Source organism: Thermococcus sp. M36, from assembly GCF_012027355.1.
In the GTDB taxonomy this organism is placed as follows: domain Archaea; phylum Methanobacteriota_B; class Thermococci; order Thermococcales; family Thermococcaceae; genus Thermococcus.
This window is the reverse complement of sequence record NZ_SNUH01000323.1, coordinates 1-397: the sequence shown is the minus strand read 5'-3', so window position 1 is coordinate 397 and position 397 is coordinate 1. Positions and strand designations below refer to the sequence as shown.

Here is a 397-nt window from a genome sequence, read left to right as displayed (position 1 = left end):
TAAATGGAAAAACCTTGAGCGGCAGGGTTTCCGTACCCACCCAACTAAAACATAAAAAACTTTTCAATATGAAAAAGAAATTATTTCTAATCGCTATCACAGTTATAACTATCGGTAGTAGTTGCACCAATGCCGACGAGCAAAATAAACAAGAGATACAATCAGAAAAGCATGATTCAACTCATAAAGAAAGAAAGGAAACAGATACTATGGGCATGAAAATGGGCGGCAATGAATTGGATTCAAAGAAAAAATAAATCATCACTTAAAACTTAAAATTATGAAACAGTTATTTGCAGTTCTTGTGATGCTGTTGTCAGCATCCATGCTGTTTGCACAGGATGTAATTACCCTGCGCAGCGGCGAAACCATCAATGGTAAAGTAGCCGAAGTAGGC

Annotated in this window: 1 protein-coding gene; it reads left to right on the top strand. The window is 37.0% G+C overall.

Annotated elements, in window-relative coordinates:
* Positions 1-257 (top strand): hypothetical protein (locus E3E36_RS12535; protein ID WP_167895653.1); only part of this gene is annotated, 257 nt, incomplete at its 5' end.
* Positions 258-397: the final 140 nt, after the last annotated feature.